The organism is Psychrosphaera algicola (assembly GCF_028401425.1).
GTDB classification, from domain to species: domain Bacteria; phylum Pseudomonadota; class Gammaproteobacteria; order Enterobacterales; family Alteromonadaceae; genus Psychrosphaera; species Psychrosphaera algicola.
Genome location: NZ_JAQOMS010000002.1, coordinates 1,307,557 through 1,334,053, shown reverse-complemented (window position 1 = coordinate 1,334,053; position 26,497 = coordinate 1,307,557). Strand labels below are relative to the sequence as shown.

Annotated in this window: 31 protein-coding genes and 4 pseudogenes; 18 read left to right on the top strand and 17 right to left on the bottom strand. The window is 39.7% G+C overall.

Translation table 11 applies throughout. From position 1 onward, the window contains the following. Positions 1-25 precede the first annotated feature (25 nt). The 5 genes and pseudogenes from PN838_RS07255 to PN838_RS07235 form a co-directional block, all read right to left on the bottom strand. Positions 26-688, bottom strand: coding sequence for a response regulator (locus tag PN838_RS07255; RefSeq protein WP_272180190.1), 663 nt, complete (start codon positions 686-688; stop codon positions 26-28). Between the two features lie 23 nt (positions 689-711). After that, complete coding sequence (locus PN838_RS07250) at positions 712-1,044, bottom strand: hypothetical protein (protein WP_272180189.1); 333 nt, start codon at positions 1,042-1,044, stop codon at positions 712-714. A 282-nt stretch (positions 1,045-1,326) separates the two neighbouring features. Next, positions 1,327-1,677, bottom strand: coding sequence for an Hpt domain-containing protein (locus PN838_RS07245; protein WP_272180188.1), 351 nt, complete (start codon positions 1,675-1,677; stop codon positions 1,327-1,329). Between the two features lie 26 nt (positions 1,678-1,703). Then, positions 1,704-2,488 (bottom strand): annotated as a pseudogene (locus PN838_RS07240) (EAL domain-containing protein). Between the two features lie 203 nt (positions 2,489-2,691). After that, complete coding sequence (locus PN838_RS07235; RefSeq protein WP_272180187.1) at positions 2,692-2,943, bottom strand: response regulator; 252 nt, start codon at positions 2,941-2,943, stop codon at positions 2,692-2,694. Positions 2,944-3,353: 410 nt separating this feature from the next. Here PN838_RS07235 and PN838_RS07230 point away from each other — a divergent pair, with 410 nt between their 5' ends. From PN838_RS07230 to PN838_RS07200, 7 genes and pseudogenes are all read left to right on the top strand, one after another. Continuing rightward, entirely contained in the window at positions 3,354-3,920 is a 567-nt protein-coding gene (locus tag PN838_RS07230; RefSeq protein WP_272180186.1) for a hypothetical protein, read from the top strand. 327 nt (positions 3,921-4,247) lie between these two features. After that, a pseudogene (locus PN838_RS07225) lies at positions 4,248-4,421 on the top strand (PAS domain-containing protein); the annotation flags it as partial. A 54-nt stretch (positions 4,422-4,475) separates the two neighbouring features. Continuing rightward, the gene (locus PN838_RS07220) at positions 4,476-6,191 is read left to right on the top strand and encodes an ATP-binding protein (protein WP_272182528.1); all 1,716 of its coding nucleotides are present in this window, start codon (positions 4,476-4,478) and stop codon (positions 6,189-6,191) included. Beyond that, positions 6,184-6,534, top strand: a complete 351-nt coding sequence (locus PN838_RS07215) for an Hpt domain-containing protein (RefSeq protein ID WP_272180185.1) — start codon at positions 6,184-6,186, stop codon at positions 6,532-6,534. Before PN838_RS07220 ends, PN838_RS07215 begins: the two co-directional genes overlap by 8 nt. After that, positions 6,527-7,402 carry a hypothetical protein gene (locus tag PN838_RS07210; protein ID WP_272180184.1) on the top strand — a complete coding sequence of 292 codons (876 nt, stop codon included), beginning with the start codon at positions 6,527-6,529 and terminating at the stop codon, positions 7,400-7,402. Before PN838_RS07215 ends, PN838_RS07210 begins: the two co-directional genes overlap by 8 nt. Beyond that, positions 7,336-7,875, top strand: coding sequence for a response regulator (locus tag PN838_RS07205; protein ID WP_272180183.1), 540 nt, complete (start codon positions 7,336-7,338; stop codon positions 7,873-7,875). Before PN838_RS07210 ends, PN838_RS07205 begins: the two co-directional genes overlap by 67 nt. Positions 7,876-8,080: 205 nt before the next feature. After that, positions 8,081-9,487: a polysaccharide lyase family 7 protein gene (locus tag PN838_RS07200; protein WP_272180182.1), complete on the top strand. Its 1,407-nt coding sequence runs from the start codon at positions 8,081-8,083 to the stop codon at positions 9,485-9,487. Between the two features lie 91 nt (positions 9,488-9,578). Here the strand turns inward: PN838_RS07200 and PN838_RS07195 are convergent, their stop codons facing one another. Further along, positions 9,579-10,073, bottom strand: a complete 495-nt coding sequence (locus PN838_RS07195) for a DHHA1 domain-containing protein (protein WP_272180181.1) — start codon at positions 10,071-10,073, stop codon at positions 9,579-9,581. Positions 10,074-10,086: 13 nt separating this feature from the next. After that, positions 10,087-10,419, bottom strand: a complete 333-nt coding sequence (locus PN838_RS07190) for a hypothetical protein (protein WP_272180180.1) — start codon at positions 10,417-10,419, stop codon at positions 10,087-10,089. A 487-nt stretch (positions 10,420-10,906) separates the two neighbouring features. Here PN838_RS07190 and PN838_RS07185 point away from each other — a divergent pair, with 487 nt between their 5' ends. Beyond that, on the top strand, positions 10,907-12,313 hold the full coding sequence (locus PN838_RS07185; RefSeq protein ID WP_272180179.1) for an ATP-binding cassette domain-containing protein: 1,407 nt from the start codon (positions 10,907-10,909) through the stop codon (positions 12,311-12,313). A gap of 119 nt (positions 12,314-12,432) precedes the next feature. On the opposite strand, the gene PN838_RS07180 is transcribed toward PN838_RS07185, so the two are convergent. From PN838_RS07180 to PN838_RS07150, 8 genes and pseudogenes are all read right to left on the bottom strand, one after another. Beyond that, a complete protein-coding gene (locus PN838_RS07180; RefSeq protein WP_272180178.1) occupies positions 12,433-13,773 on the bottom strand; it encodes a sensor histidine kinase in 1,341 nt (446 codons plus the stop codon). Positions 13,774-13,793: 20 nt separating this feature from the next. Continuing rightward, entirely contained in the window at positions 13,794-13,991 is a 198-nt protein-coding gene (locus PN838_RS07175; protein WP_272180177.1) for a hypothetical protein, read from the bottom strand. Continuing rightward, positions 13,991-14,788, bottom strand: a complete 798-nt coding sequence (locus PN838_RS07170) for a response regulator transcription factor (protein WP_272180176.1) — start codon at positions 14,786-14,788, stop codon at positions 13,991-13,993. The genes PN838_RS07175 and PN838_RS07170 overlap by 1 nt, the downstream gene beginning before the upstream one ends. 3 nt (positions 14,789-14,791) lie before the next feature. Continuing rightward, on the bottom strand, positions 14,792-14,980 hold the full coding sequence (locus tag PN838_RS26150) for a hypothetical protein (protein WP_334313305.1): 189 nt from the start codon (positions 14,978-14,980) through the stop codon (positions 14,792-14,794). Next, a complete protein-coding gene (locus PN838_RS07165) occupies positions 14,952-15,509 on the bottom strand; it encodes a spondin domain-containing protein (protein WP_334313304.1) in 558 nt (185 codons plus the stop codon). Before PN838_RS07165 ends, PN838_RS26150 begins: the two co-directional genes overlap by 29 nt. Before the next feature lie 10 nt (positions 15,510-15,519). Continuing rightward, a pseudogene (locus tag PN838_RS07160) lies at positions 15,520-16,222 on the bottom strand (spondin domain-containing protein). A gap of 216 nt (positions 16,223-16,438) precedes the next feature. Continuing rightward, a complete protein-coding gene (locus PN838_RS07155) occupies positions 16,439-16,666 on the bottom strand; it encodes a helix-turn-helix transcriptional regulator (protein WP_272180175.1) in 228 nt (75 codons plus the stop codon). Positions 16,667-16,805: 139 nt separating this feature from the next. Next, positions 16,806-17,087, bottom strand: coding sequence for a hypothetical protein (locus PN838_RS07150; protein ID WP_272180174.1), 282 nt, complete (start codon positions 17,085-17,087; stop codon positions 16,806-16,808). Positions 17,088-17,459: 372 nt separating this feature from the next. On the opposite strand from PN838_RS07150, the gene PN838_RS07145 reads away from it, so the two are divergent. From PN838_RS07145 to PN838_RS26135, 4 genes and pseudogenes are all read left to right on the top strand, one after another. Beyond that, positions 17,460-17,939, top strand: a complete 480-nt coding sequence (locus PN838_RS07145) for a hypothetical protein (protein ID WP_272180173.1) — start codon at positions 17,460-17,462, stop codon at positions 17,937-17,939. A gap of 47 nt (positions 17,940-17,986) precedes the next feature. Next, a complete protein-coding gene (locus PN838_RS07140; RefSeq protein WP_272180172.1) occupies positions 17,987-18,775 on the top strand; it encodes a DUF432 domain-containing protein in 789 nt (262 codons plus the stop codon). A gap of 7 nt (positions 18,776-18,782) precedes the next feature. Next, positions 18,783-19,390 (top strand): annotated as a pseudogene (locus PN838_RS26145) (mechanosensitive ion channel family protein). Positions 19,391-19,496: 106 nt separating this feature from the next. Next, positions 19,497-19,643 carry a mechanosensitive ion channel family protein gene (locus tag PN838_RS26135; protein WP_334313301.1) on the top strand — a complete coding sequence of 49 codons (147 nt, stop codon included), beginning with the start codon at positions 19,497-19,499 and terminating at the stop codon, positions 19,641-19,643. A 181-nt stretch (positions 19,644-19,824) separates the two neighbouring features. Here the strand turns inward: PN838_RS26135 and PN838_RS07130 are convergent, their stop codons facing one another. Beyond that, on the bottom strand, positions 19,825-20,001 hold the full coding sequence (locus tag PN838_RS07130; protein ID WP_502592199.1) for a BrxR family transcriptional regulator: 177 nt from the start codon (positions 19,999-20,001) through the stop codon (positions 19,825-19,827). A gap of 134 nt (positions 20,002-20,135) precedes the next feature. Next, on the bottom strand, positions 20,136-20,693 hold the full coding sequence (locus PN838_RS07125) for a BrxR family helix-turn-helix transcriptional regulator (RefSeq protein WP_272180170.1): 558 nt from the start codon (positions 20,691-20,693) through the stop codon (positions 20,136-20,138). Between the two features lie 835 nt (positions 20,694-21,528). On the opposite strand from PN838_RS07125, the gene sbcD reads away from it, so the two are divergent. The 6 genes from sbcD to PN838_RS07095 all read left to right on the top strand — a co-directional run bounded on the left by sbcD (position 21,529) and on the right by PN838_RS07095 (position 26,461). Beyond that, positions 21,529-22,101 (top strand): exonuclease subunit SbcD, encoded by a 573-nt coding sequence (gene sbcD / locus PN838_RS07120; RefSeq protein WP_272180169.1) that lies wholly within the window; start codon positions 21,529-21,531, stop codon positions 22,099-22,101. Between the two features lie 121 nt (positions 22,102-22,222). Continuing rightward, entirely contained in the window at positions 22,223-22,468 is a 246-nt protein-coding gene (locus PN838_RS07115; RefSeq protein WP_272180168.1) for a hypothetical protein, read from the top strand. Positions 22,469-22,480: 12 nt separating this feature from the next. Further along, positions 22,481-22,783 (top strand): exonuclease SbcCD subunit D C-terminal domain-containing protein, encoded by a 303-nt coding sequence (locus tag PN838_RS07110; RefSeq protein ID WP_272180167.1) that lies wholly within the window; start codon positions 22,481-22,483, stop codon positions 22,781-22,783. Continuing rightward, on the top strand, positions 22,780-23,529 hold the full coding sequence (locus PN838_RS07105; RefSeq protein ID WP_272180166.1) for an AAA family ATPase: 750 nt from the start codon (positions 22,780-22,782) through the stop codon (positions 23,527-23,529). The genes PN838_RS07110 and PN838_RS07105 overlap by 4 nt, the downstream gene beginning before the upstream one ends. Before the next feature lie 80 nt (positions 23,530-23,609). Then, positions 23,610-23,879, top strand: coding sequence for a hypothetical protein (locus PN838_RS07100; protein WP_272180165.1), 270 nt, complete (start codon positions 23,610-23,612; stop codon positions 23,877-23,879). A gap of 329 nt (positions 23,880-24,208) precedes the next feature. Then, on the top strand, positions 24,209-26,461 hold the full coding sequence (locus tag PN838_RS07095) for an SbcC/MukB-like Walker B domain-containing protein (RefSeq protein WP_272180164.1): 2,253 nt from the start codon (positions 24,209-24,211) through the stop codon (positions 26,459-26,461). Positions 26,462-26,497: the final 36 nt, after the last annotated feature.

The following is a 26,497-nucleotide window of genomic DNA, read 5'->3' as shown; positions in this document are numbered from 1 at the left end:
TGTGGTTTAGACAATTTCCCTATGGTCAATATTCATAGCCGCATTTATCTAGTGCCACGCGTAGCGTCGATTCACGAAGGGGTTTTATTAAGTAGGCTTTTGCGCCAACTTGACCTGCGCGTCTAATTGTCAATTTACTGTGGCTACCGGTAAGTACAACTATAGATGTGTCAGCGTTTATTGATTTACTATTTGTTAGCTGCGCTGCGATAGATAACCCATCAGAGTCCGGAAGGTTAATGTCTAGAAAAACAATATCGTATTCATTGTTATCTAGTTTATTTAAGGCATCTCGGCCACTTACAGCATAATCAAATTTAAAGGTCGATTTCTTAAATAATTTAGCACTTAAATTTAGTGACATTTCGTCATCTTCAACTAAAAGGACTCTTATTTTCTGCGGACTTTGAAGCTCTCTAAGCCGTTTCTCAAAATCGATTGTTTGCTCGCCATTTAGTGGTGGGGTTGTAACTTTATGGTGTGCTGTACTTTGTTTTAATTCGTTTTGCTCTAGACTGGTTTCGCCAGTATTTTCGACCCGTTCAACCTCATCTATTGATGCATTATTCGGATCCATTTTTGTGACAAGAGAAGTTGTAGATTTTACAAAACCATTGAGCAAAGACAGGGCTTTGTTTTGCAATTCTATTAATTCAGGGCGGATCTCATTGGACTTTATTTGACTCAACAAGTTTTTTATATCGTCTAAATTTAGCTCTGCTTTTTGATTTTTTCAAAACGTTCCTGAGCAGCAGTTATCGCTGAGTCGAGTTTTATTATGCTGTTTTCTAATTCGGTTTTAAACGCCTGTTTGCGATCCAAAGCCCCTTCAATTATTTCGACAAGTTCGTTTTTAAGCTCTAGATTAGTAAGTTGATATTGGATTCTGCCATTTGTCGTAAAATGAACGCCGAGCTCGCGTAGTAGTTGTTTGGCTAATAGAATAGGCCGTGTTTTTTCATAAAGCGGACGACTGATAAGGTATTCGTCAATTACCTGTGTGTTGTAGGCAGCAAACGCAGTTCCTTCCTCATTTTTTTGCAAAGAACCACAAGCTTATGCTCACAGCATGGGGTTGTTTTAAGGTCATCTATTAAAGAATAGTAGCGTTGGAGTGTGGTTTCGATGTGTTCAAACGAAAAAATATGACTTTAGGCGTTAAGTCTTTCATTTGTTCAATTAATTTATTGATGTCTGTTATTACTAAAACATGTTGAAAGTAATCTAAGATCTTCGACACGGCTAAGGCATCAAGCTCATTATCCTCCCTAAAGATTATTATATGATTTAACTTATCTCTGGTACTGATTGACTTAGCCACGCCGTTTATAATTCCTGTAAAGATAACTTAATGTCGTTCATTGTATTGTTATAAGTTGATAAAAATAGTTGCCAATGATTGTCGAACCCATCTTCATTAAATGACTCTGTCTTTTCTAAAGTAAGCGAGCATTGGCTTAGCGCGGTAGCCCCAATGTATCTACAGTTTGACTTAAGTGAATGGGAAATCAATTTAAAATTATCTAGGTCCATTTCATTTTTTAAGCGTAACAACTCACTGCGCTTTTTTACAAAATCTTTAGCTAGATCAACAATTGTCTGAATTTTTTCATCACGGTCTATACGACCAAATATCTTGTCAATTTCATCGGTATTAATAAAATTACTTTCTGCCATTGGAAAAACTCATATTTGTTGAAAAATTAAGTCGACAACGTTTGTGAAATGTCTAACGAAGTCGTGTTTTTCCGGTTATTAAGCCAGATTTCTATCTGCTTACTATCTAATGCTTTACTAAAATAAAATCCTTGTAAAATATCACACCCCATAGACCGCAATTGACTGATTTGTTGTTTTGTTTCAACACCCTCCGCTACGACTTTGAGACCCATTTTTTGAGCGAGTCTGACACTTGACTCAACCAAAAGTTGTGACGTTGGGCTGATATCAAGGTTTTGAGTAAAAACGCGATCGATTTTTAGTTCGGTAAAGGGAATTTTTGCAATTGTTCAAGTGAGCTGAATCCGGTACCAAAATCATCAATCGACAAATTAAACCCTTTTAAGCTCAGTCGGGTCATCACATCTAGGGAATTTACAAAATCCAATGAAAGCTTGGACTCTGTTATTTCTATCACGACTTCAGAAAACTGTATTTTATTTTCATACAACAGGTCACTCAAAATTTCGGGCAATTCAGTATTATTTAATGAGTTTGAAGAAAGGTTAAAACTAATCGTCGCATAATCCAATTTGGATTTTATTTTTCTAAAGCTTTCTAATCCTTTTCTAAAAATTTGAAACGTGAGTTCGTCAATTAAAAAGTTATTTTCGGCAACAGTGATAAACCTGTCTGGCATGATAAGACCCAGTTCCGGATGGTGCCATCTTGCGAGTGCTTCAAAACCAATAACATCCAATGTTTTTGCGTCAATTTGAGGTTGCAAATAACATTCAATTTCATCTCTAATGATTGCCTTGCCAAGCATGGCAACGGTAATTTCTGAAACAGCAGTTCGTGAGATATTAGTGACAGTCGCTTTTTCGCTGACTGTCGTCACCATTATTTGTGTTTGAAGTAAGGATGCGAGGGCATACTGGCTGACAGGTTTAGTTAACGTCCCTTTGTAATTTAGCCCACGTCGAATGGTTAATTCTACGATAGATTCAACAAGCCTAGAGTCTGTTCCTGTCATAATCGCGAGGGAATTTGAGTTTCTAACTCCGCTAAATGTCTAAAAAATTCAACGCCATCCATTCCTAGCATTTTTAAATCACTGAGAATAAAGCCAATATCATTGCCGTGTTTTGTCACTAAATCCATCGCGGCAAAGCCATCAATAGCAATAAGCACCTTATGTTGACCCAGATCTTTTAGCATCCGAGCAAGTATTTTCCTCAACAATGGATCATCGTCTACAACGAGTATGAATTTATCAATCATGTAATTCTTTTTAATAAATACCAATGGATCAAATATAGACCAACTAAAAGTAATTGCCGTGTTGATTTAGATTAGATTTTAATTTTTTACACTCGTTTAATAAATTTGTCCGAATGGATACGTTGTAGCTCTGCAATGGCTAACTGGCTTTCTGTGCAAAGTGAACTAAGCTATTCGTTAACAAAGCTGAAGTATTTAGCTTCTGAAAAGCGGTCTAAACTGTTTTGTTTTTAAGATATTTGTAATTTACGTCAAAATATATTGTTCTTAAATACGCTAGATAAACATTACGTTCCCGCCACAAACGCACGATATAGAGTTGAAAAGTCGTTTTACTTTACTTGTTTATTCAAATCAAAATCTAATAGATGGCTAAATCGACCTACAAAATTAAAATCTCCGGAGCATAAATGACAAGTAATCAAGAGTTAATCGACTATTTTGATTTTGCAAACATCGCCGCAGCTATTTTTGATGAAAAAGGCAATGCTAGTCGTTTGTCATCTGGTTTTGAAAATGAAATTTCTCCTTACCTTCCAATAAAAGTTGGCGAAAGTTTTGACCCTAAATGGCGCAGCGGTGCAACAACATTTGCGGCATTTTTAAAGCAACTTGTTGCGGGTGATAAGCAATTTGAACTGGTCGTAAATGATAGGGGAAATGTCCATCGAAAAATTAATGTTTCAGCAAAACGGATCCACACGAATACTGATATTTTTGTCATTTGCACATTTAAAATATCAACTGAAGTGATTGCTGACGAACAAAGTTATGCTCTTAGTTTAGACAAAATATTAACTGCCACTGAAAGTGCAGGGATTGGCACTTGGGAATATATTCCCAGTGTAAATAAAGCGTACTTTTCGGCACATATGAAAGCATTACTAGGTGTGAAAAAATCAGAACTTTTGGATTGGCAACACTTCAAAAAGCTAGTTTTAGAGGCAGATCAGCCCATATTCGATGTTTTTTCTTAAATCACATTGAGTTATCAATTCCACTGCAGTTTGAATTTCGGGTAGTTGTTTATGGCGAGTTAAAATGGTTTTCGTTACGGGGAGATGCATATAAAAATAATTATGGCGTGACGAGTGTTGTCGGTTCATTACAAGATTGCACAGCAGAAAAAGAAGTTTTAGTTGAACTAAGTAATGCAAATGAATCAAAAAACTCGCATTAGAAGCGGGGTTAATCGGCACTTGGACAGGTGTAGAAGGGCTCAATGGTCGATGGTTTTGGGATTGGGATCATGTCACTGCTGATATCTTTGAATTGGAAGATAAAGTCGGTTTAAAAAAGGAAAGTGGCGGGACCGAGTGCACCATGACGATATAAACGAGTTAATGACGACATTAAATAAAGTGGTGTTAACCGAGCAATCATTTGAAGTCGACTTTAGGGTGTGTATTCCCGATAAAGCTGTTAAGCACATTCATGCCAAGGGCGTAATCAAACGCAATACTGACGAGCTTTCACGACAATTGTATGGTGTTTGTATCGACCAAACTGAGACCATTGTGCACCGTGAACAAATGCGTAAGCTCAATGTTGAATTAGAGCAACGGGTGGCACAACGAACCGAAGCATTGGCACAAGCGTCTAAGCGTGCAGAGTTAGCTAATAAAGCAAAAAGTGATTTCTTAGCGATGATGAGTCATGAGCTACGGACACCGATGAACGCTATTATTGGCAACTTAGAGCTGGCATTTGACGACGACCTAAAGCAGGAAACTCGATCTTTAATTGAAATTTCAAAAACGGCGGCAGATAACTTAGTTTCTATTTTGAATGATATTTTGGATTTGAATAAAATCGAAGCGGGTAAACTGGAATTGGAAGATGAACCTTTTTCCATTTCTGAGGTTATAGACAATATTTGTAAAATATTTCTTCCTGTTGCCTCCAAAAAGAACCTGATCCTCGACGTAAGGGAAGCCCCCGACATCCCCAAATTAGTTATGGGGGACGATGTTCGACTGAGGCAAATACTCTTTAACCTACTTGGTAATGCAATTAAATTTACCAGTTCCAATAGCGATAAAGTAGGCAAAATTGTCGTTGATGTTTATGTGGCTAAAACGACAGGGGCGCTCACGAGTATGGTCTTTTCGATTCGAGATAACGGTATTGGTATCGCCAAAGATGTCCAAAACTCTCTATTTTCACCTTTTGTGCAGGCAGAAAAGTCGACGACCCGGAAGTACGGTGGCACTGGTTTAGGCCTTGCAATTTGCGGTAAGTTAGCTGACATGATGGGCGGTCATATCGCGTTAGAAAGTGAGTTGCATGTCGGCTCTACTTTTTCACTTCATCTGCCTGTGTGGCGAGCAAGTGAAGATAACTTGGAGGCATCTAAATTACTCGACAAAAGAATCACAATAATTAATTTTAACCAGTACTTAGTTAAAGTGTCTCGACGATATAAAGCGTATTTAGAGTCGGAAGGTGCAAACGTTACTTTTATCCCCCACGAATTTACGGCCGAAGCGATTAAAACGCTCAATGCTGACGACATCGATATTACTTTTGCCTTGATTGGCGAAAACGAGTTTGTGAAGAATAATTTGGAACAGCTCGCACATTATATTCCCGCACATGACATTGCTGTCGCAATAGACCGTTCGGAGCTTGATACGTTTGTTAATAACAATCCAAAATTTAGACCTATCCCGATAAAACCAACTACGCGAAATCAGTTATTGTCCAACATTATTCATTTTTACGACTCAGACAAAAGATCAAAAGCACAAGCGGAGGCAGAAGCAGAAGCAGACGACTTCGATTTATTTGATGAGCTCGCTGAGCTTGATTTGTTCTCTACGGACGCTAATGCGACCGAACTCACTTCTAAACAAGACGATGTGGAGGCAACAAAAATCGCCGATATTCTTATTGTTGAAGATAATCCATTTAATCAAGATTTAATCAACAAGCAAATGGTGAGATTAGGCTACGTTGTCGACACTGCTGGCGATGGCGTAGAAGCCTTTAAAATGTGGCAAGAAAGAAACTATAAGTTAATTTTAACTGATTGCCATATGCCGGAAATGGATGGTTATGAATTGACGCTAAATATCCGGAAATTGGAACTTAAAGATATGATGACAACAATTCCCATCGTAGCAATTACGGGGGCGGCGATGTCAGGTGACAAAGAGCATTGCTTATCTGTTGGGATGAATGATTTTATTAGCAAACCGGTGAAATTAGCCGACCTGAAAACAATAATGGAGAAATGGTATGGATGAGGTATTAAGTACATTGTCCGTGTTGAATCGCGACATTATGAAAGAGTTAGTTGGTGATGATATGGAATATATCAAAAAGTGTGAATTGGACTTTATTCAACAGGCCCAGACTATTTATAATCAATTGGTTTCATCCTACAAAGAAGGTGATTTTTCGAAAATTAAAGACCGTTCTCACTTTTTAAAAACGTCGTCAAAGGCAATTGGTGCAGAGCAACTTTCATATTATCTACAGACGCTTGAACATAATAGCACGGAGACAAAACGCAACGAATGCAAAGTATTAATTGTCAAAATAGGTAAGGCCATCAAATCGGTTTATGAGGAAATTAAACGTGGCTGAAGCAAATAATAAAATGGCGAGTAAACACCCTCAGGTCATTTTAATAAACGACAATAACGAAGATATATTGGGCGCAGCGGCAATTATCGCTGAGCAAGTCAGTGAGTTTCGTGCGATCCCAAATGCCAATAACATTGGAAAGGTAGTCGAGAAATTTCAACCACCCGTCATTCTATTTGCGCTTAATACTGTCATGGAAAGCATTGAATTGTATTCTAAACTAGTTGAGGAAAAGCTGGTTTCACATAATCACGATGCAATTTTGTTGTGTAAAAACAAAGAGTCCAATATTGCATTTCGAGCGTGTATAAAGGGGTTGTTCGACAATTATTTTGTTTACCAGCCGTTATATGAAAAATTTAGATTAAAAATTATTGTGCATAACGCATTAATAAAACATACCGTTAAAAAATATGAAGGCATTACGGATGAACAGTTTGACATAATCGATGAAGAGCTTGCTGAGCTCATTGATAAAGGGGTTGAGTGTAAAAGCGCATTGTCGGGCAGTATTCAAGATTGTAAAAATAAGCTAGGCCAAGTCGTTAGTGAATCGTCAGAAGAATTGACGAACGAAGATCCCCAAAAAGTATTGGAAAATATCGCTAAAAATCACTTAGCACCAATGTTAGAAAGTCTGGAAAAAGAGCTGCAAATTAGCCTCGACGACATGGTTGCGACTATGGTCGAGAAAAAACATTGGCTACGGAAACCCGAGTCCATAATCAATACCAAGCAAATGAACGCAATAAACAACTGCAAAAAACCGTGGCGAAAAAGAAAAAACGTGACGAACAACATATGCTCACCGAGGGATCTAAAGAAGAGGCCAAAATCGAAGCCAACAAAGAGGAAAGTAGCGCAATAAATTTAAGTGATGGTAATGAGCCAGCTGCAATAGATAAACCTCAGCCAGAGCAAGAAGAGTTCGCTGGAGAAGCGTCTGAACCCAATTCAATTACGAAACAAAAATCCATTTTGGTTGTAGAAGACAATGATCTTTATCGCGAAATGTTAGTCAAAGTACTGGGTGATGCCAATTATATAGTATCTCAAGCCGACGATGGTTTAGCGGCATTAAAGCTGATAAAGACCAAGCGTTATGATTGCATCATTATGGATTTATTTATGCCAAAACTGGATGGTTTAAATACGACCAAACATATTAATAAGACCGGCGGTGATAACCCTGTTCCTGTCATCGCACTTACGGGCAACAAGCGAAAAGACTTATTTAAAAAGTGGGCTTCTATGGGCATTAAAGGTTACATCATAAAGCCGTCATCTAAAGCGGAAATATTGGAACAAGTTGAAAAATGCGTTACGCCCGATGCCACATAGGGAGACATCTAAGGCCAGCTAGTTGCCCGACGGAGGGGGCGTTGGTCATCAGCAAATGTGAAGTTAAGGTGTGCCACCTTAAAGTTAGTAATTGAGGTTAGTAATTTGTTATTACCAATTTAGTTATCTTTTAATCAATACTAATTGCATTTGGTTGTATTTTTGGTAATAGTACTTGGTAATGCCAAAATATGAAGTTGTTAATATGAAAATAATATTATCTGCTATAGCTTTGATGCTATTGCTCGCTGGGTGTACTGCTGATCCGTCAATGGGAGAGTCAAAACCACAAAATGACACTGTCGTTGATGACAACTCTGGAACAACCGAACCGGAAACTTACCCCGACTTAGAACCTATTAGTTGCAGCTCAATTTTTGAGTTAGGTATTGAATCTGTATCTACTGAACAAACCGACGCAGTTGGTTTTTCCGTTAATTACCTCATTGATAAAAAATACAAAGATAACCTTGTTTGGAAGAGTCAATCAAACGGGACGAGCGCAATTATAAAACTGACCAAAGGGGCATTGATTTCAGACGTTCTAGTAAGTTGGCTAAATCCTAATATCAGTCATTATTATGAAATACATGTTTCTGACAATCTTGTCGACTGGCAAGAAGTTGTCGTTAGTGGTTCGTCAGACCCCGATAGCTTGATTGCAACTCGAATTAATTTTGACGAAGATGGAACCGGAGCGATAACTGGCCGGTTTGTTAAATTTACTTCTCTGGGTAACGAGCTAAACGATATTTCCGACATTATAGAAATTCAAGTTTTTGGCTGTGATAGAACGGTAACCCAAAATATCGAACTTATTGATTGGTATCTAAGTGTGCCAACTGATGTTGACAATAACGGAAAATCCGACAGCATTTATGAAAACGATTTGGCTGGCGGGTACTTCGACCCACGATTCTTTTATCAATCGATTGATGCCGGATTAGTTTTTAGAACAAATGTCCGAGGCTTTAAAACTTCGGAAAACACTAAATATATTCGAACCGAATTACGTGAAATGTTACGCCGGGGAAATAAGAGCATATCGACTCAAGGGATCAATAAAAATAACTGGGTGTTTTCAAGTGCATCGGCTACGGAACAAGCAAAAGCGGGCGGGGTTGATGGTGTATTACGTACCACACTTAAAGTTGACCATGTCACATCAACCGGTGAAGATTATCAAATTGGACGAGTGATCATTGGCCAAATCCATGCAAATGACGACGAACCTATTCGACTTTATTATCGCAAGCTCCCTAATAATTCCAAGGGCAGTATTTACTTTGCACACGAAGTGTTGGGCGGCGATGATGTGTACCGTGAAATGCTTGGTTCACGTTCGGATAATGCCAGCAATCCTAGTGATGGAATTGAACTTGGTGAAACCTTTACTTATGAGATTAAGGTTGTTGGGGATCAACTTGACGTGACCATTTCTCAAAATGAAACACAGTTAGCGTTCGAACGATTTGATATGTCTGGCAGTCGTTACGGATCTGGTAATCAGTATATGTATTTCAAAGCTGGGGTTTATAATCAAAATAACTCGGGTGATAGTCACGATTATGCGCAAGTGACCATTTATGACTTGGTAAATACCCATAACTAATCGAATGTAGACTGCGTAAACGTAAAAATATTACAAATAAAAAGCGTTGAGCTTATTACTAAGTTCAACGCTTTTTTTGACTTAACCAGTACTAGCTTGGGTTAAGAAGATCACCGGTGGGTAACTGATCAAGCGCAATGGCAAAACCAGATGCGTGAAAATGGCCACCGCCGCCAGTAAAACGTTTCGCAATCTCAGAAACATCGACCCCGTCTTTAGCCGAACGCAACGAAAATATACGTTTGTCGGCGGTATCAAAATAGGTAACAGCAAAAGGATGTCCAATGGCAAGTTCGTTGCCAATTTCACTGGCCAAGATGGTGGTATTTAACATAGGCACTTGATAGCCAGCAACCGTTACCATTCTTATTCCACGGCCTATAGCGCGTTTTACCAACTTTTGTTCATAAGCCAAAATCGTTTTTCCGCCTTCAATGACGTCGCTAATTTTAGTGTCGTCAAGTAACGGCATCCAAATATCAAAGTGTAATGCAAATAGCGACAAACCAGCTGAAAATTCTTTACTTTGTGGCAGCGCCCAAGTCCATAAGTCTTTGTCTTGAATATATTTAATAAGCAATGGCACTGGCAGTTTTGGATTAAAATGCTGCTAAGGCGATCATGGCGCCACTACGTGACATGTCAAACGTACAATAATCTAGGTTTGCCAATGCACCTTCCGCCGATTTATGGTGGTCCAGTACGATCAGCGATTCTGCGCGGTTGTTAATATCTATGGTTGTTTCGCGATTATAGGCAAAATCAACAATGTAAACGGTTTTACCGTCAATGTCTGGAACTGGCTCACCATGGTTTGCTGCGTGAAATTCGGTAACGTCATTAGGGTGCTCTCTATCTAAAAATACCTTTAATGCGAGCGCTGCGCCAAATCCGTCGGGGCAAGATTTATGGTAAATAACAAAGTGGTGCATTGTGACTCCATGCTAGTCAGTAAACGTGTTTTTTCCGAAAAGTATCAACATATAATTAAGGCCAAAAAGGCAAAATAACGTTTCATCAAGTCTAAGAAAAATTAGAATATAGGTAAGTGTATAACATTTCGGGTTCCGCAGTTTGTTATTCCCAGTAAATTACTTAAATTTGGCCCATTGATGGCTTACCTTACGGCAAGATTAAATGGCATCTAATGGCTCTGAAATAGTGGAATAAGCATGGGTAAGGGCTTAAGACAAAATAGACTTAAAGGTTGTTAACTCAATACATTTCCTAACTGGCTTCGTTTTATTGTTCAAATTGTAAAGTGACAAGATTTCATTTGCATATTGGTGCAAGTTGTCTGAGCGCTGTTGATACGAAAAGGTGATTATTAATAACGAGTTAGTTGTTGTGTTAAAAACAATTCAAATTATTATAATTAGTTCGTTTGTTTTCATTCAATTGCCATAAAGTAGTCCATAAATGCATTCACCGATAGTCGACATTAAAAATCTAATCCACGACAAGTTATCCATAGCACATTGGCAAATTAACGCCGGTCAAAAAGCTTGCGTTGTCGGGCGTAATGGTTCTGGAAAACAATACCTAGATAAAATGTTGATTGATGACGTTACCTTAGAGTCATTCGAGCGTTTTGTCGTCCCTAGCCCTGAACAAGTTAAGGTGGTTTCGTTTGAGACGCTTCAAGAGGTGTATGAAAACGAACTCAAAATTGATGAAACAGATATCACTGATTGTATCGATGATGGCACGCCGGCACGTGATTTTTTGCCCGTTAATCAACATCAAAATCCGCTTGTCGCACAGTTTTCACTGTCGCATGTTATGGATAAAGGGTATCGCTTATTAAGCACCGGTGAAAGCCGAAAGCTACTTATATTAAAAGCGCTATTAGACCATATAGAGTCTCCGCATTTGCAGCTGTTAATATGCGACAACCCGTTTGACAGTTTAGATTTAAAATCGGTTAATGAGTTATCAGACTTGCTTAATACTTTGAGTGATTATGGCATCACTGTGTTGTTGTGTTTAAGTAACCGCGATGATATTCCTGCTTGGTGTGAGCAAATTGCCATTATCGACGAAGGAAAATTAATCGATTTATCCGGTATTGATGAACAACAAATTCAACGCCAATTAGAGTCGTTAATGACCGACGAGTTAGCGGATGTCGCTTGGCCAGAACATCTAGAAGAACCCGCGCCATATCCCCACGATTATCTTGTTGAATTACAAAATGGCAAGGTCAGTTATCAATCGGATATTATTTTTAGTGAACTCGATTTTGCAATTAAGCCATTGCAACATACCTTAGTTACTGGCGCAAATGGTTGCGGTAAATCGACCTTGTTACAACTCGTCACAGGTGACCACCCGCAGTGTTACAACAACAAGTTGAGCGTGTTGGGCTTTGCTCGTGGGCAAGGCGAAAGCATATGGCAGATTAAAAAACAAATGGGTATTGTTAGCCCTGAAATTCATCGCCAGTATCGGGTATCTTGTACCGTTTTGGCCACAGTAGTCTCAGGATTTTTTGATTCGATTGGGGTCTATCAGCAAGTTGAGTCAAAGCACACCGACATTGCCAAACAATGGTTAGCTAAAATAGGTATGTTGCAGTACAGCGCTAAACTCTTATCTGATTTAAGCTTTGGTGAGCAACGTCTGGTATTGATTGTTCGAGCGTTGGTTAAATCTCCGTATTTATTGGTTATGGATGAGCCTACGCAGGGATTAGACGAAGTGAACCGTCATCGAGTTCTGAAGTTTTTACAAACGTTAGACCAACAACAACACAGTACCGTATTATTTGTAAGTCATCGAGAAGATGAGTTTATTCCTATGTTTAAACAACATTTGGCCATGTAGAAAACCTAACGCGGACAAATCTCTAACTAAGTCAAAGCCTTATAAACCGAACCAAGACGCCACTTTCCTTTGATGCGCTTGGTTTAAACAAACTCGTTATTGTCGTTATAAACGTGGGTTTACACTAACTGTGTTTTGACGACTTCAAAACTAAAACGGGTGCCTTTGCCAAGTTGGCTTTCAACGGATAATTCAGAATTAAATAGCTGTACCAACTTCTGGCTGATGGCTAATCCTAAACCTGCGTGGGATTGTTTATCTTCTTGGCTGTTGCTGGCGCGATATCTTGCATTAAAAATGTGGGTAAGCTCATTTTGATTGATGCCAATTCCTGTGTCTTTAACTGCAATTTCCAGTTTTTTGCCATCTTTACTGTGTTCAGCAACCGAAAGGGTAATTTCCCCATCCTCTGGCGTATGCCTTATTGCATTGTCGATAAGATTGGACAGTACCCGCTCTAGCTTGCCAATATCGGCAAATATTTGATAGTTACATTCAGCCGGGTCGACGGTGATATTAATGCGTTTTGCAGCGGCTTTTAGTTCAAACTTAGCTGCCACGTCGTAGATGAGTTCACCAAGAGCGACAGACTCATTTTGCAGCGTAACTTGGCCACCTTCGAGGTACGCTAATTCGAATATCTGGTCTATTAATAGCTTTAAGTTTTTGGAATTTTTCATTGAAATATCGATGAATTTACTGCGCTCCACTGCTGATAACTTCTCACCGTGTATATGTAACGTTTCGATGTAACCTTGTAGGCTCGCCAATGGTGTACGTAGGTCATGCGATAGATCTGCAAGTAATACACGGCGTTGTTCGTCGATATTTTGCAATTGACTAAATTGCTTCTGAATTTGGCCTAACATGGTATTGATCGTGGTAACTACAAGTTGCAGTTCGTTGTCCTGTGACATGGTTAAATTGAGATTAAGTTTTTGCGTTTCCCAATTTTCATTGCTAAGTCCTTTTATCGCGTTAGAAATTTTGCACAAAGGCAAGGTGAAATAACGAAATAACCCTAAAAGCAATAGCAGCATAACTGCCAGTGAAATCGCGGCAATTATTGAAGACTCGCCAAATTGATTGTTGGCTTTGACAGCTTGCATTATCGAGTCGTAGTTCTCGCCACGGATAATGATATACAAGTAGCCTTGTAATTCACCGTCTCGCAATACAGGAGCTGCTGAAAATATTTTTTGATGATTAAGTTGCCTTGGGTCGTCGCCCAAAATTGGCAATGAGGTGATTAAATTGTTGTCTACGCTTGTATCAACACTTGTATCTGAGGCCGCATTTTGAGGAGATAACGTCGCAGCATTAATACGATTGCTAATTACCGATTTAATGGGTGACGTATCAATATGAGTGCGTTTTACTTTACTAGGGTCGGCAGAGTAAGTGATGATTTTGCCCTGTGTATCGACATAATAAAACTCAAAGCTTGGGCCTAGCATCATAAGGGTATGAAATAGGCCTTTTAATGCATCGTAATCATAAACCCCTGCGCCAATAACGGGTTGTCTGTCACTAAATGTTCGGCTAATCCAAGATGGAGTCGCTGCTCCGATTCTAGTTGGGTATTTTCTTTTAGCTCTCCACTCCACCAAACAACCAAATAAATGATTGCGGCAAAAACCAAAGAGAGCGATAAAACGAGTCGTTTATACAAAGACATTAGTGAGTTCCCTTCAGTTTAGAATTCGTGGATTGGGTAGCGTCGTTATTGTTATTGCTATCGAACATAGACGATTTGGTATTTTGGGCGTTGAGCTTATAACCTACGCCCCAAACGGTTTGGATGATTTCCGCGTTTGTTGGGTTTTGTTCAAGTTTGGCCCGCAGGCGATTAATATGTGAATTCACCGTATGTTCGTAGCCACTGTGACCATATCCCCAAACGGCTTCTAGCAATTGCGCACGGCTAAATACTTGATCTGGATGTTTGGCAAAATGTTTTAATAAATCAAATTCAGTAGCGGTTAGTTCTAACACGGTTTGGTCTATAGTGGCCCGGTGCAATTGACCATTAATTAGTAAACTTCCGACTTGATAGGAATCAGCAACGTCAGATGTTAAAGGCGACATGCCATATCGCTGGTTAAGGATATTAACTTTACGTAATTGTGATCTGACGCGGGCTTGCAGCTCACGCACGCTAAAGGGTTTGGTCATGTAGTCATCGGCGCCTAGTTCGAGTCCAAGGACACGATCCATTTCGGAATTTTTGGCCGTTAACATGATGATAGCTTGTTCGGGCTTTTCGTGTCTGACCTGCTTGCAAATATCTAAGCCAGACAATGAAGGCAACATGACATCCAAAAGTAAAAGACTAAAAGGCTCGTTAAGAGCCTTTGCTAATGCTTTAGAACCGTCAGACTCGTGCTCTGTATGAATACCTAATTCTAACAAGTTGACGCGAATTAGGTCAGCGATGTCAAAATCATCTTCCACAATAAGCACTGAATCTGTCATAGTTTACTCCGTTCTTGTAATCGTTATTTTTGCTGTCGGTTGGTCAAACTTATGGGCTTGAGTCAATACTGAGGTAGACAACCCGTCATGCATTGACACAACACCGGGATGCATAGTGACTATGTCAGTATCATCACGTTGCGTATCGAAGCCTGCGCCGCCATCAGCAGGTCCAGAGCATAGTGCCTGCACTTTCGCTATTGGCTTCTGTCCCGGCATCATAGGCCCCAACCATTTTGGACCAACTGTCACCAACACCGAGATCTGCCAGCGGTATACTATTAAGACCGGTAAACGCGTCATTTGTATTCACAAGCATTGTTGCAAGTGACAAAAGAGACGTTGTGTTGTCCTCAATGGTGATCGAAACTGTTTCCGATTGACCGGGCATTAAGATACCTGCACCCGCCATAGAAGCCGTTACGACACTTTGGGTAAATAGCTCTGAGTTATCACCAGACTCAGCAAGTTTTTCTAAAGCAACCGATGCACTTTCACCAATCTGCCATAGTTGCCCATCGTCATGTAATACAATCGAGATAGGTGAAAAAGGCTGACTATAAGTTAGGTTGGTAACTGTAATTGAATACGAAACGTCAACAGGAACTGGCATTTCGACAACCATCATATCGTCGTCATCGTCACTGCTACAGGCAGATATCAGCAAGGCGCTTGATACGACTGCCGCCATGCTTATTGATTTTAATAAATTAGGTTTCATGAGGTACTCCTTATTTAACCGTAATTGTCACTTTAGCTACCGGGTTTAACCAACGATGAACTTTGTTGTTCACATCTGACATGCCACCAGCAGCGTCGTCATCACCTAAATTTCCTCGGTGTATATGGACGACTTGAGTCTCTTCCATATCTGTCACGCCCGTGCCACCTGTGCCATTGTTTCCAGAAGGATCTGCGGGAATACCTAAAACACCTGGCATGCCGCCGCCATTGATAATTTCATTATTGGCTTCGGTGCCAGCGTCATAGCCATTTAGATAAACTGTATATGTGCCAGCCGTCGTTGGAATTTCCCAACTATCGAGCCCAACAAAACCATCGTTTGTTGGCAATAACATAGTAACCAAAGATAAATGGGTGTTAGTGGCGGCTGTAGATAACATGGTCATAGTTGAGGTGCTCTGGGGCTAATAGACCCGCCGCTGGATTTTCAACAACATCGGCATTGATGCCCATTAACATTGAAGACAGACCTGAAATGTCGCCGCCTTCAGCCATTTTTTGCAGATCTTCACTTGCCGCCATACCTGTTTTATATAAGTACGCATCGGCACCATGTGCTGTAACAAGCAACGGGGTAAAGTGTAAACCGTGAGTTAGATTAGTGACTTTAATGTCGAGTTCGGCCGACAGTGCGTTTTGTGAAAATAAGACGGCGAGTGAAGGAAGTAAAATTCGTTGTAGTTTTTTCATGTTCTTTTCTCTTGTTAGTTTTGACCCTAACAATCATGAATCGAATTTATCCCAAAAGTATCACGACAAAATCACAATTTGATAAAGAAGATGGTGTTTTTTGGTCACAACTCAATATTTATTATGTTGTGAAGTATTGGTTACGTCTTTTAAGGTATTAAGTTCAATACGGTTGATTGGTGACAAGTTTTTCACTCATCACCAATCGTACATGGGTTATTCAAAGGTTTCGTCCCATTCAAAGACTTGTTCGATGCCAACATTAAATACACGAGCGATCCTAAATGCCGTTTCCAAACTTGGGGCATACCGTCGCTGTTCTATCGCGGCAACGGTTTGTCGAGTGACTCCAACGGCTTCGCCAAGTTCTGACTGCGTCATTGAGCGTTTAGACTCTCTTAACTCTTTTACATGGTTTGCCACTGGCAACTGTTTTGCAGCCATTAATAAAGTGCCTTTCGGTAGAATACAATTTTCATAATTTCTTCAGTGAGCTGACTCACAATTAAACTGCCAAGCACCATATAAAATAGCAAGTTGCCACTCGTTGAAAAGATAAACAAAAAGAGTGAAATAAAGATACCTATTGCCAGCACATTTGAGGCAATGCTTTTGCTTTTGCAAAAAACTGTTGCTCACGTTCATCAACCGTGTCGATTGCTTCTGAGGGCTTTAGCGCGGCAATTATAATATGACCAATTGTCGCTAAAACGGTTAAAACAATAGTGAAAACAATCAGTACAGGAAGGTTTGGTGCGGCTAAATCTTCTGTTCCAGACATTGACACCATGATAAAAAAATAAAGCGCTGAACTTACTAATAAAGATAACGCCATTATCCAAGAGGATTTTTCGTGAAAAGACATTTGAGTTTCCTTTATGTTAAATATATTTGACATGAAAGGTAAGGTATTCTCTTTTTGATGTCAAACATTTTTAACATTAAATGTTAATAATATTTAACACAACCTCATAACTGTTTTGTCATTTTAATAATGAGTTAGGGTTAAACTGAACTGGTATACCTAGGTTTTTAATATAATAAATACGGCGACTTATCGAAGATTGAGGCAAAAAAGTGGGCTTGAATTAAATGAATAATAACTTTTATTTACCGAATGTTTGTCTGTTCTACCGTTGTGAATAAAAGTAGGGTATAAGACATAAGTTCGCTCATACGCTATGGTTAAAACACCGTTTGCATAGTTTTAAACATTAAATTAAAGAATCTTATTACCTTGAATGATCCAAAAGTTTTATACAACGAAGACATTGCCAATATTAAAAATAGACAACCCATTATGACCTGGGCATTAGCGGTAATATTACTCGGTATCGGGATTTATCTAACAAAGATAAATTTTGTCGATATCGAATGGGTAACTCGCAGTGGTTGCTTGGTAACCCTGCTGGGCGTTTGGTCAAGCATCGGTGGCGTAATTCAAGAACGATTACTTGTCAGCCGATTGAATATTCAACATCGATTGGCGTTGTCTAAAGCAAAATTAAAATTGAGAAAATACAACGCGCCGAAAGAATACATAGACAAAGAGATCTTAAGTATCGAAGATGAATTTGAAGATAAACTGGATTATTTAAAAGACCATGTTCGTTTTCAACTCGGTATTTTAGAGGTCTCGTTATTAATGGCCGGAACTTTTATTTGGGGTTTTGGTGATTTACTTTTCAGGTTTTTGTTGCTGCCTTATATATTTTAAAAAGCTAGCGGCAATTTAATTTACTATTTACAGATTAAGAGTGGCCAATGAGTCGAGAGCAATGGTGGGGTGATTTTTCATTTAATGAACTTGAGCTAAGAAGCTGGAGTATTGGCGAACGGTCGTTTGTGATCCAACGCTTGGTAGACGAGTGGAAAATTTGGAATATTGAAACCCAAACCGAGCTAGATACTGAAATTGTACTGTCTGACGGCCAACATATCGATTTGGATGGCGATAAAGTCGCAGGCAGATATTTAGAAAAACAAACTGCAACTACTTTGAGGGTAGCCCCTCGGCTTGCTGATAAGTCTGTTGTGACAAGGCCTGCATCACCTGTCACCATCCTTGCTGGTGAAAAGGTTAAACTTTTTGTTACGACACCTATTTGGTTTAGCGTTACCGCGCTATTACAGAAAGAATGTTTAATTGACGTGCCATTTTGGCGTCCATCAGATACTTGGTTTGGTGCGTCGACAATAGACGGTGACATTTGCTACGCAAAATACACATCGGCAAGAACTCGGTTAGAGGATTTAGTCATGCGTTCTCATCGAGCGACGACACCAATTACGGTGAAAAATAACCACAATAAAGCATTTACAATTAATCGACTTAACGTGCCAGTGAACTTCTTAAGTTTATACAGCGACATGGAACATAATCTATGGACGTCAGGTATTTCGATTGAAAGAAATCATGACTCTGCTCATGTGGAAGTGCACATCGAGAGTAGTGATTTGAACGAATCGAGCGAGCATATACAAATTAGCGACCCGCGAAAAGCCTCAGATCAAGGCAAGCTAATTCGTCGTATCAGTAACCTTTTTGGATAACAATTTTATGGATGTTTTTATTGAGTTTGTTGAACAGCTAAAGTCTTCTTATTTCTATACGTTGGTTCAAGCTTTATTGTTGTTGATCGTCGGCTATTTTATTTCCCGAGCGATCAGTTCTGCGGTTACAACTTTTGTGGAAGCTAGGATCACCAAACACGCACTTTTTCTGTTAAAGCGAGTTGTTTTTTATACGCTTTTGGCGCTGTTTGCTGTTTCGGCATTAAAACATATAGGCATAGATTTAAGTTTATTGATTGGCGCAGCTGGTATCTTGACCGTTGCGATTGGTTTTGCGTCACAGACCTCGGCATCCAACCTTATCAGCGGATTATTCCTGATGATTGAGCGTTCATTCTCAATAGCGGATATTATTAAGGTAGGCGATGTAACCGGGAAGTCATTTCAATTGATTTACTGTCAGTGAAAATTCGAACCTTTGACAATCTATTTGTCCGAATTCCAAATGAAAATATGATTAAAAGCCCAGTTACGACCCTGACTAAATTTCCTATTAGGCGTGCGGATTTAAAGATTGGTATCGCTTATAAAGAAGACATTGAAACGGTTCGTGACGTATTATTTGGGCTTGCTGAAAAAATGTCATTTGCCTAGAAGAGCCAGCACCTCTGTTTATATTAACTGGATTTGGCAGTTCTTCAGTTGATATTCAGTTTTCAGTTTGGGCAAAAAGGAAAACTTTTTAGCCCTTAAAAACACAATGTATCAAGAGATTAAGAAGACCTTTGACGAGCAAGGAATTGAAATTCCATTCCCTCACTTAAGTCTATACGCCGGAAGTGAAACCAAGCCGTTTGATGTTGATGTTAAATCAACACATCCAAGCTCTTCTCAAGAGAATAAATAAGGGGCATACGTTAAATCAATCTCACTATTTATCGCCTGAGTTATTTATAAGGATTGATATAAACTAATCGTTTTAACGTTTGAATGTTTCTGGGCGAAAATGAGATTAAAAACCTGACGGAGGGAAAACCTGGCGCAGGTTAAAAATAGCGCCAAATTTCCATTAACGTTATGTTCAGTGATTAAACAAACACCCTATTTTTAATTTTATCAAAGTTTTCAACGACGATTTGCTGTGCTTTTGGATCGGCATGAACAGTGTGTGCCTCAATTCGTAGGGCTTTTAACAAATATGCAAGTAAACTAGCACGTACCGTAAGAGTTAACTTACCTTCCTCCATGCCGTAATCGTGCTCAATTACCTGTTTTTGATTTGGAGTAAGTCTTGGGTCCGGAACTAGGCTTACGTCTAACTTTGTGTTCCAGTCGGTGTCAAATGCTTCGGTGTGTTCACTTGTTCCGCTTTCAAATTCTGGCGTGTTAAAAAATCGAGTTAATACAAAATCGCGATATCCTTGGTTTTTTCACAAAACGCTCGAACGTGCCAGCGATTCGCGGCATAGATAATGGAATGGGGCGCGATAACGCGGCCATCCGGTTGCGGATCATTTATCGAGCGATAATCAACTTCAATCCTTAAGTTTTGCTGACATGCTTTAACAATTGGCCTTAGGATTTCCGGGCTAATTGCTCGATTTGGCATAGGCAGTTGATGGATGTGTCCAAAGCCTAATTCGAGGCGTTCAAATCTTAAGTTAAGATCGGAGTTTCGCTCTAATAAATGCAAGTACTCGTCTGCGCTACCTGTTGTTAATACTGCTGTAAATGACGCGCTTGGGGTGTACGCTTTTGCCGATTTGTCGTAGGTTAAATTGTTAGGCGCAATGTCTTCACGATACTTTTTTATGTCGTTTGACGCTTGTTGGCGCTTAATGCCGAAATATTTTATCAGATGATTGGTGTTAACTCGCCCCTCCCACATAGCGACAACTTCGATAAGTCTGAGTCGTAATAATAGGTCGTAGCGGTATGGCCAATTAGAGTCTTGCATATTAATCCGTTAATTTGTTATCCGTTATTTCGTAACGCCATATTAATAATAAATGGAGGAGGAAGTACATCCCTGAAACTAATTAGTTGCGTACATGTACAAAATTAGTACAGGTTTCCCGTGCAAAGTCGTCACACGCTATTTTTATTCGGCGATTTTGTAATGCATTAGTTCAGCTAAGGCGTTTGTTCTGCGTTCTGCATGTGTTGCTTTAGGTCGTAATCAATATGATTGATTTTTGTACGTGTATATATTCCCAGTTATTGCTTGTCGCCATCGGCGACATGTACAGTCTATATCGTCAAAAGACAACAGGGACGATGGCATAGGGAAAATGCATCAAAAGGCTTTTAGTTAAGTACATGGAGAAGCATATGGAGAAGACATGGACATAGGAAAGGATGTTGAATTATTGCAAGGATTCAAAATGGATATGACACGGACTAAAAATGGACATGGAAATCTAATTAAAAGGATAATATGGAAATGATGAAAGTCTTGGATGACAGGGACAGGGATGTTCACTTTTTTAATATATAAACTGTGTCTACTAATAACCGTGCCTTCTAAAACAGTGCCTAGTAATAACGGTTTCCATTGGAAGCGAAGCTCGTTATCATCATGCAAACCAAGCTGGGTTTTGTAAATTTGTGGGTTAAAATAGCACGATATCAAGGCTACAACGTCGCTGAGAAAACCAAAGAAAACCAAAGGTACACAGCTGAATGCACGTTAAAGACAGCTAAAACAAAGTTAAATCAACGTTTCCAATAAAGCCGAAAGCAATCAATAAACCGAAAGCAACAAAACCACAATCGACAAAAGGGCAACCAATATGAAAATCATTCATACTTCTGACTGGCATTTAGGCCAAGGGTTTATCGGCAAAAGTAGAGAAGCTGAGCATAAAGCCTTTTTAAATTGGTTGTTAAATCAAGTCACTGAAAAGCAAATAGACGCAGTGATTGTCGCGGGGGACATCTTTGATACTGGCACTCCGCCGAGTTATGCCAGAACACTTTATAACGAGTTTATCGTGAGCATGCACAAAATAGGTTGCCAGTTGGTTGTGCTGGGCGGAAACCATGACTCAGTTGCAACGTTAAACGAAACTGAATCGTTATTAAGTTGCCTCGGCACTTATGTCATTGGTGGCGTAAAAGCCGATCTTAATGATCAGGTGATCCTACTAAACGATCATACAAAACAGCCGGGGCTATTTTATGTGGGATCCCTTTTATCAGGCCAAAAGATGTTTTGGATTCAGTTGCTGGGCAAACGGGCAGCGAAAAGCAAAAAGCGCTTATTCAAGCGATGGCGGGTCATTTTATGGCGATTTTCGATATCGCCGAGCAACAACGAAAACAACTCGGTGGTGAGCTACCCATTATTAGCACGGGTCATTTAACAACTTTAGCCAGTTCTCGGACTGAGTCGGTAAGAGAAATTTACGTAGGCACATTAGAGTCGTTCCCATCCGATAAGTTACCCCTGCGGATTATATTGCGCTAGGCCATATTCATAAGCCAATGTCGGTAAGTGGCAAGGAACATATTCGTTATTGTGGTTCACCAATACCGCTAAGTTTCGACGAACTCAACCATAAAAAACAAGTTATTATGGTTGAGTTTGAAGGCGCAAATGTAAAACACATAGAACCGCTTTATATCCCGAGAAGCCAAGCCATGTATCGAATCGAAGGCTCGCTGACCTCAATAGAACATCAGTTACAGAACATTGCTGTAGAGTTGTCATTAACCGACAACACAGCCTAGGTTGAAGTTGAAGTGAGCACGGACGACTACCTTTCTGATCTACAACAAAAAATACTGGATATGTGCAGCGACGCACCAATTGAAATCATCAAAGTAAAACGTAAAAAGGCCACGACTCCGCAACTTAAAAGTGAAAAGCCCAAACAATCGTTAAGTGAGTTAACACCAAAAGACGTATTCCAAAAGCGTTTAGAGCAAGAACAACTAGAACCGGCGGACATTGAGTCACTGACCAGCACATTTGACTCCGTTGTGGCAGAAGTTCTAGCCGGTGAAAAAACAGATGTGGGTAATTCAAATGGAGTGGCGAAATGAAAATTCTATCGATCCGACTACAGAATATAAATTCCCTTAAAGGCCAATGGTTTATCGATTTAACCACACCACAATTTGTGAACAATGGGTTGTTTGCCATTACGGGGTCGACAGGTGCCGGAAAATCAACAATTTACGACGCAATATGTCTGGCGTTATATCATGAAACCCCGCGTATAAAACCGTCACAAAGTGACAATGACTTGATGACTCGAGGTACAGCGGAATGTTTTGCCGAAGTTGAGTTTTATGTGAATAACAATCGTTATCGAGCTAATTGGTCACAACGACGCGCAAAACATAGCCCAGGTGGCAAATTACAAGGGCCAAAGGCTGAACTTGCTCTTATCGATGATAAGGGCGAAAAGGTCGTAGAGACACATTTATCTAAGGTCAGAAAGAGTATTGAAGATATCACACGCCTCGATTTTGCCCGTTTTACTCGTTCCATGATGCTTGCTCAAGGCGGATTTGACGCCTTTTTATCGGCGAAGGAAAATGAACGTGCAACATTATTAGAGCAGTTAACGGGAACGGAGGTTTATCAACAGATCTCGCAAACTGTTTATGAACATCAAAAAGAGCACAAGGCAGTGGTTAAGTCGTTAACTGACAAACTTGAGGTGATTGATTTTATCGAGGAAGAAGAAAAACAGCGTTTAGTCGATGCGTTAAAAACGCAAAACGAACAGGTTCAGCGTTTAAAGACGCAACTAAAAACCATAATGAAGAGCAACAGTGGTTAACCCAAATATCAGATTGTCAGGTTGAGATCAAAACCGCAGAGGCAAGGCAGACTGAGTTTGAAGTCGAAAAAACCAAGGCGTTGCCTGAGTTAGAACAACTGGCAAAAGCAGCACCTGCGCAAAAGATAACCCCGCTTTATGAAAGTTGTCGTAAAGCGCAGTTAGAGCTTGATGAACAAAATACACAACTCGCCAACTTGAGTGTTAAAAAACAACAACTAGTTGAACAGTTAGAGGTGGCTGAAAATCATAACGTTACGGCGAAAAAGATTATGAAACTCAATTCAACCAGCATAAACAACTCGAAGAACTCATTGACCAAAAGGTCATTCCGCTCGATAAAAAGATAGCGGAGAAACAAACCAATATCACCAATGAGCAAAATCAATTAGCGGATATAGAGGCGTCAATTACGATAATTGAAAAAGACATTGAAGCCACCGAACAGGATATTGAACTTGCTAACAGAAAAGTTAAAGAATTAAGCGCGTTTTTACAAGAAAATGCCCAGGATAGAGCGCTGTCGTCGGTCATTCCAGATTTAAAAACCCAGTTTTTAAATTACGGCCAAATACTCGAAAGCGCAAAATCCACCGATACAAAAGTTGCTGATTTACAATTCCAGCAAGAGCAATTACAACAACAATTAAGCCATGCCAAACAGGCTCAAAAAATTGAGTTGGATGAAATTGCCAAACAAGAACGTCAAATTAGTGATACTAGTGCTAAATTAGATACCGCCTTAAACGGGCAGTCTGAGCAGCAATGGGCACTTGTTTATGAAAAAGTAAATGAGCAGGCCACTGTGGCGGTTTCCATAGAAAATGATGCGCAGCAGCACGATAACTTGAGCCAAAAACGTGAAACTTTAGAATTACAAAGTAAGCAATTGCAGGAGTCTATCGCTGGGTTAAACGAGTTAAAAGCACAGTGTTTAACCAAACAAGAAAACCAAAAACTCATATTGTCGCAACTCAATAAACGGCAATTACTGGTGGCTGATATTGAAAGCTTAGATGAGGTTCGGACTCGATTAATTGAAGGCGAGCCTTGCCCACTTTGCGGCGCTGAAGAACACCCGTTTGCAACACAAAACATCGACACCAAAAGCAGTCAGCTTGAAATAGAAATCCACGGCGCTGAAATTGTACTTGAGGATTATCGCAAAGACGAAGCTGTTTTAACGAGCAAAATCGTTGCCGATACGACCATTATTGAACAAAATAATAAAACCGTTACGGCGATTAATACTGAGCTTTTGGTGATTGAAAGCCGTTGGGCTGAGAGCAATAAACATATTGCTCAGGATTTATCGATTACCGATAAAAGCCATGTTGATCAATGGTTAGCCTCTATTAAAGCAGAGAAGCAAAATCTTAAATTAAAGTCAGAGAATATTGCCGAAATTAAAAGGCAATTGATGGTCGAGAAAGAAGCGCTTTTAACAAGCAATAAAGCAATAGAATTAAACAATCAACAGCTTGCCAAACTTAATCAAGATATTGCTCATATTGAGTTACGGATCAATGAAGGTCACCAACTTCTTGAGACTATCTCTGCAAACCGACAAAAAGCAGAACTAGCGTTAACGACGCAGTTAACAAGTATCGGTCGACATATGCCAGCAACAACGGCGTATACGACCTTTATGGCTGAGTTGGAAAAGGCAAATGAGCGGTTTATGGCATTTGACCGCGAGCTTGGTCAATTGGCTCAAAACGTTGAACTAAAAACGGAAAAACTACTGAGCGACAAAAACCAAATTGCCAAACACCACAGTTCAAAATCGCAATTAGAAAAGCGGATTAAACAAAGACTTGAAGAACTGCAAACTGAACTGGATAAACGCGCTGAGTTATTTGCCGACAAACAAGTTAATCTTGAGCGTCAACAATCAAATACGACCCTGTTTGAGTTGTTAGAAATTCAACGAAACACTGAGCAGTTTTTATCAAAAATAAAAGAGCAAGTGTCTGGAATTTCTGGTGAAATTGAATCAAAAACCAGTACGATTAAATATACTGAAAGTGAGCTTAATGACGCAAATGTGTTATTAAACCAAGCTATCGAACAAAGCCCATATTCAACCATTGATGACTATCTCGTTTGCCGAGTGACCATAGATGAATTTGAACAGTTACTTGCCTTAAAGGAACGTTTAACAACTCAGCAAACGCAAATCACTGAAGCACTTAGCAATGCCAAAAATAAACTGAGTACGTTAACCGCTCTTGATAAAACGCAATTGACGGTTAGTGAATTAGACGTATTAATTACCACGTTATCAGCCGAACTTGAAGAAAAACAAAGAGCAACTGGCTCTATAGAACAAAAGTTAGAAACTGATAAAAAACAACGTGAACGTCACCAACTCGTGATTGAAGAAATTGAAATAAAGGCCAAAGAACTAAGTCATTGGGATCAACTCAACAGTTTAATTGGATCGTCTGATGGTGCTAAATTTAAAAAGTTTGCGCAGGGTTTAACGTTAGGGCATTTAGTGCATTTGGCAAATCACCATCTGTCGTCACTCGACGGACGGTACTTGCTCAAGCGTCACGAAAAAGACAACTTAGGTTTGACAATTGTAGACTCTTGGCAAGCGGACGAAGAGCGAGATATCAGAACACTGTCAGGTGGCGAGAGCTTCTTGGTCAGTCTCGCTTTGGCCCTTGGCTTATCAGACTTAGTCAGTGACAAAACCAGCATTGAATCTCTGTTCTTGGACGAAGGTTTTGGCACACTCGACCCAGATACATTAGATGTTGCCCTAAATGCGCTTGATAACCTACAAGCTGGTGGCCGCATGGTAGGTGTTATATCCCACGTCGCTGCGCTTAAAGAGCGTATACCAACCCAAATTAAAGTCATCAAAGCGGCTGGCATCGGGTACAGCAAACTCGAGAGCGAATATGCGGTGGAGGGGGCATAAAGCAATGGCACAGTGCATGTGTACAGTTTTTTGTTT

Bases quoted from the DNA above. Each gene is read 5' to 3' on its own strand.
- PN838_RS26135 (WP_334313301.1), top strand. From the start codon at position 19,497: ATGTATCAAGAGATTAAGAAGACCTTTGACGAGCAAGGAATTGAAATT.
- PN838_RS07150 (WP_272180174.1), bottom strand. From the start codon at position 17,087: ATGTCTTTTCACGAAAAATCCTCTTGGATAATGGCGTTATCTTTATTA.
- PN838_RS07220 (WP_272182528.1), top strand. From the start codon at position 4,476: ATGCGTAAGCTCAATGTTGAATTAGAGCAACGGGTGGCACAACGAACC.
- PN838_RS07170 (WP_272180176.1), bottom strand. From the start codon at position 14,788: ATGACAGATTCAGTGCTTATTGTGGAAGATGATTTTGACATCGCTGAC.
- PN838_RS07125 (WP_272180170.1), bottom strand. From the start codon at position 20,693: ATGCAAGACTCTAATTGGCCATACCGCTACGACCTATTATTACGACTC.
- PN838_RS07190 (WP_272180180.1), bottom strand. From the start codon at position 10,419: ATGCACCACTTTGTTATTTACCATAAATCTTGCCCCGACGGATTTGGC.
- PN838_RS07200 (WP_272180182.1), top strand. From the start codon at position 8,081: ATGAAAATAATATTATCTGCTATAGCTTTGATGCTATTGCTCGCTGGG.
- PN838_RS07165 (WP_334313304.1), bottom strand. From the start codon at position 15,509: ATGAAACCTAATTTATTAAAATCAATAAGCATGGCGGCAGTCGTATCA.
- PN838_RS07175 (WP_272180177.1), bottom strand. From the start codon at position 13,991: ATGTCTTTGTATAAACGACTCGTTTTATCGCTCTCTTTGGTTTTTGCC.
- PN838_RS07140 (WP_272180172.1), top strand. From the start codon at position 17,987: ATGAGTCGAGAGCAATGGTGGGGTGATTTTTCATTTAATGAACTTGAG.
- PN838_RS07235 (WP_272180187.1), bottom strand. From the start codon at position 2,943: ATGATTGATAAATTCATACTCGTTGTAGACGATGATCCATTGTTGAGG.
- PN838_RS07115 (WP_272180168.1), top strand. From the start codon at position 22,223: ATGTCGGTAAGTGGCAAGGAACATATTCGTTATTGTGGTTCACCAATA.
- PN838_RS07215 (WP_272180185.1), top strand. From the start codon at position 6,184: ATGGATGAGGTATTAAGTACATTGTCCGTGTTGAATCGCGACATTATG.
- PN838_RS07230 (WP_272180186.1), top strand. From the start codon at position 3,354: ATGACAAGTAATCAAGAGTTAATCGACTATTTTGATTTTGCAAACATC.
- PN838_RS07180 (WP_272180178.1), bottom strand. From the start codon at position 13,773: ATGATGCTAGGCCCAAGCTTTGAGTTTTATTATGTCGATACACAGGGC.
- PN838_RS07105 (WP_272180166.1), top strand. From the start codon at position 22,780: ATGAAAATTCTATCGATCCGACTACAGAATATAAATTCCCTTAAAGGC.
- PN838_RS07205 (WP_272180183.1), top strand. From the start codon at position 7,336: ATGCTCACCGAGGGATCTAAAGAAGAGGCCAAAATCGAAGCCAACAAA.
- PN838_RS07155 (WP_272180175.1), bottom strand. From the start codon at position 16,666: ATGGCTGCAAAACAGTTGCCAGTGGCAAACCATGTAAAAGAGTTAAGA.
- PN838_RS07185 (WP_272180179.1), top strand. From the start codon at position 10,907: ATGCATTCACCGATAGTCGACATTAAAAATCTAATCCACGACAAGTTA.
- PN838_RS07245 (WP_272180188.1), bottom strand. From the start codon at position 1,677: ATGGCAGAAAGTAATTTTATTAATACCGATGAAATTGACAAGATATTT.
- sbcD (WP_272180169.1), top strand. From the start codon at position 21,529: ATGAAAATCATTCATACTTCTGACTGGCATTTAGGCCAAGGGTTTATC.